The following is a 2,384-nucleotide window of genomic DNA, read 5'->3' on the forward strand; positions in this document are numbered from 1 at the left end:
AAGCCCGGCCAGTCGCGCTTCGTCACCCAGCGGCGCGAGGCCGACGCGGTGAAAGTGCTGTCCGGCGTCCTGCCGCAGGAAGACGGCCGAACCTATGTGACCACCGGCACGCCGATTTCGCTGATGATCGAGAACACCGACCAGCGCTCGAAGGACTACGGCGAGATCGCGCGGCAGTACCGCCCCGGCCATGCCGATTATACCTATGACGTCAAATACGGATTGCGCGACTATCGCGGCGGCGGCCGTTCCTCCGCGCGCGAGACGGCGGCCCGCGTCGCCGCCGGCGCCATTGCCCGCAAGGTGTTGCCGAATGTGACCTATCGCGGCGCGCTGACCCAGATCGGCAAGCACAGGATCAACCGCGACAATTGGGACTGGGCCGAGATCGACAACAACCCCTTCTTCTGCCCGGATGCCGAGATGGTGCCGGTCTGGGAACGCTATCTGGACGATATCCGCAAGGCCGGATCCTCCGTCGGCGCGGTGGTCGAGGTGGTTGCCGAACATGTTCCGGCAGGCCTCGGCGCGCCGATCTATGCCAAGCTCGATCAGGATATCGCTTCGAACCTGATGTCGATCAACGCCGTCAAGGGCGTCGAGATCGGCGAAGGCTTCAATGCGGCCGAACTGACCGGCGAGGAAAACGCCGACGAGATGCGCGTTGGCAATGACGGTCGACCGCGCTTCCTGTCAAACCATGCCGGCGGCATTCTCGGCGGCATCTCGACCGGCGAGCCGATCGTCGCCCGTTTCGCCATCAAGCCGACATCCTCGATCCTGACGCCGCGCCAGTCGATCGATCAGGATGGCCGGGAGGTCGAGCTGCGCACCAAGGGACGCCATGACCCCTGCGTCGGCATCCGCGCCGTGCCGATCGGCGAGGCGATGCTTGCCTGCACCATCGCCGACCATTATCTGCGCGACCGCGGACAGACGGGCCGTCTGGACTGAGGCGGCTCCGGACCTACAATCTGCCGATGTGGGAAAGCGTGAAACCCAGGGAGGCTGACATGTCCGGTTCCGCTGCGTCTCTCGCCCAGCTCGGCATCTTTTTCGCAGGGCTCGGCTTCTTGTTCATCGGCTGCGCCGCATTCTGGGCGGTTGCCGTGTGGAAGGAAAAAGGGCCGAGGACCTGACGGCGATCAGGCCCGCCAGCCAGGCAGGTATTCCACCCGCTCGACGCCGGTGAAACGGGCGAGCCGCCGCAGTTCGGCGTCAAGCTTTTCCAGCCGCCCGGCGGCTGCCCGAACGCCGGGTTCAAGCCAGAGCTTTCGGACATCGAGCGTGCCGCGCTTGCGGTCCGCCTTCATGTCTATCCGCCCGATCAGCCGCGCGCCTTCCAGAAGCGGGAAGACGTAATAGCCGTATTGCCGCTTCGGTTCCGGCACGAAGACCTCGATCCGGTAGGAAAAGCCGAACAGGCGCTCGGCGCGCGCCCGGTCGCGCAGGAGCGGGTCGAAGGGGCTGAGAACGCGCAGGCGCGCCGGCGGGTCCGGCACGTCGGCAAGGCTATCGACCTCTCCGGCCAGCGCAAAGGCCAGGCGCGGCTTGCCGGCCTCCACGGTCTCAAGCGCAACCTCCGCCAGTTGGGCGCGGTTCTCCTCCACCCATGCCTTCGCCTCCTGCGGCGTGATGATATCGAAAAAGGCGGCGATCTCGCCCGAGGTCGCAAAACCGAGCCTTTGAAGAGCCGCCCGGCAGGCCCAGTCGACGAAGGCGTCATGATCGACGTCGACGAGACGGTGTGCGTCCGGGATCACCCGTTCGGCAAGATCATAGGCCTTCTGGAAATTGACGCGGTGACAGATGGCGACCCGTCCCGTGCGCCAGTGGTATTCGAGCGCGGTCTTGGCCGGGTGCCAGTTCCACCAGCCGCCAGAGACGTGATCGTCCTCCTTCAATTCGCGGGAAAACAGCGGACCATTGTCCCTAACGGCCGCATAGGTCTCCTCGAAAACCGCCTCGAAGCCCTCGCCCTGCCATTTGCGCCAGCGCGCGACGAGGCGTTCCTGCTCGCGGGCGAAGCGGTGCTTCCAGTAGGGGTAGAAGCGGGTGGGAATGAGCGAGGCGTCATGGGTCCAGTGCTCGAAAAGGCCCCGGTCCTTTTCCAGGAGCGCGGCGAGATGCTGCCGCCGAAAGGTCTGGTTGCGGGAGAAGAGAATGAGATCATGCGCGCGCTCGACGGTGCGGATCGAATCGACCTGAACGAAGCCGATCTTCTCGATCAACGCCAGAAGGCCCGCCTTGTCCATCGCCTGCCCCGGAGGGCCGGAAAGTCCCTGACGCGCGAGGAAGATGCGACGCGCATCCATGTTCGAAATCACCTTGGCCATGGACCAACGTTAGTGCGATTCGGACAAAATAAGAACATCCGGTCTTTC

Annotated in this window: 3 protein-coding genes; 2 read left to right on the top strand and 1 reads right to left on the bottom strand. The window is 64.8% G+C overall.

Features of this window, described 5'->3' with window-relative positions; all coding sequences use genetic code 11:
- Nucleotides 1–954: chorismate synthase (gene aroC / locus AC5DC2_RS23005; protein WP_491700169.1), on the top strand; the 954-nt coding region annotated here is incomplete at its 5' end.
- A gap of 59 nt (nt 955–1,013) precedes the next feature.
- Nucleotides 1,014–1,139, top strand: a complete 126-nt coding sequence (locus tag AC5DC2_RS23010) for a hypothetical protein (RefSeq protein ID WP_491700170.1) — start codon at nt 1,014–1,016, stop codon at nt 1,137–1,139.
- Nucleotides 1,140–1,145: 6 nt separating this feature from the next.
- Here AC5DC2_RS23010 and AC5DC2_RS23015 read toward each other — a convergent pair whose 3' ends face one another.
- Entirely contained in the window at nt 1,146–2,336 is a 1,191-nt protein-coding gene (locus AC5DC2_RS23015; protein WP_491700171.1) for a winged helix-turn-helix domain-containing protein, read from the bottom strand.
- Nucleotides 2,337–2,384: the final 48 nt, after the last annotated feature.

The sequence above is a fragment of the Martelella sp. genome, assembly GCF_984369615.1.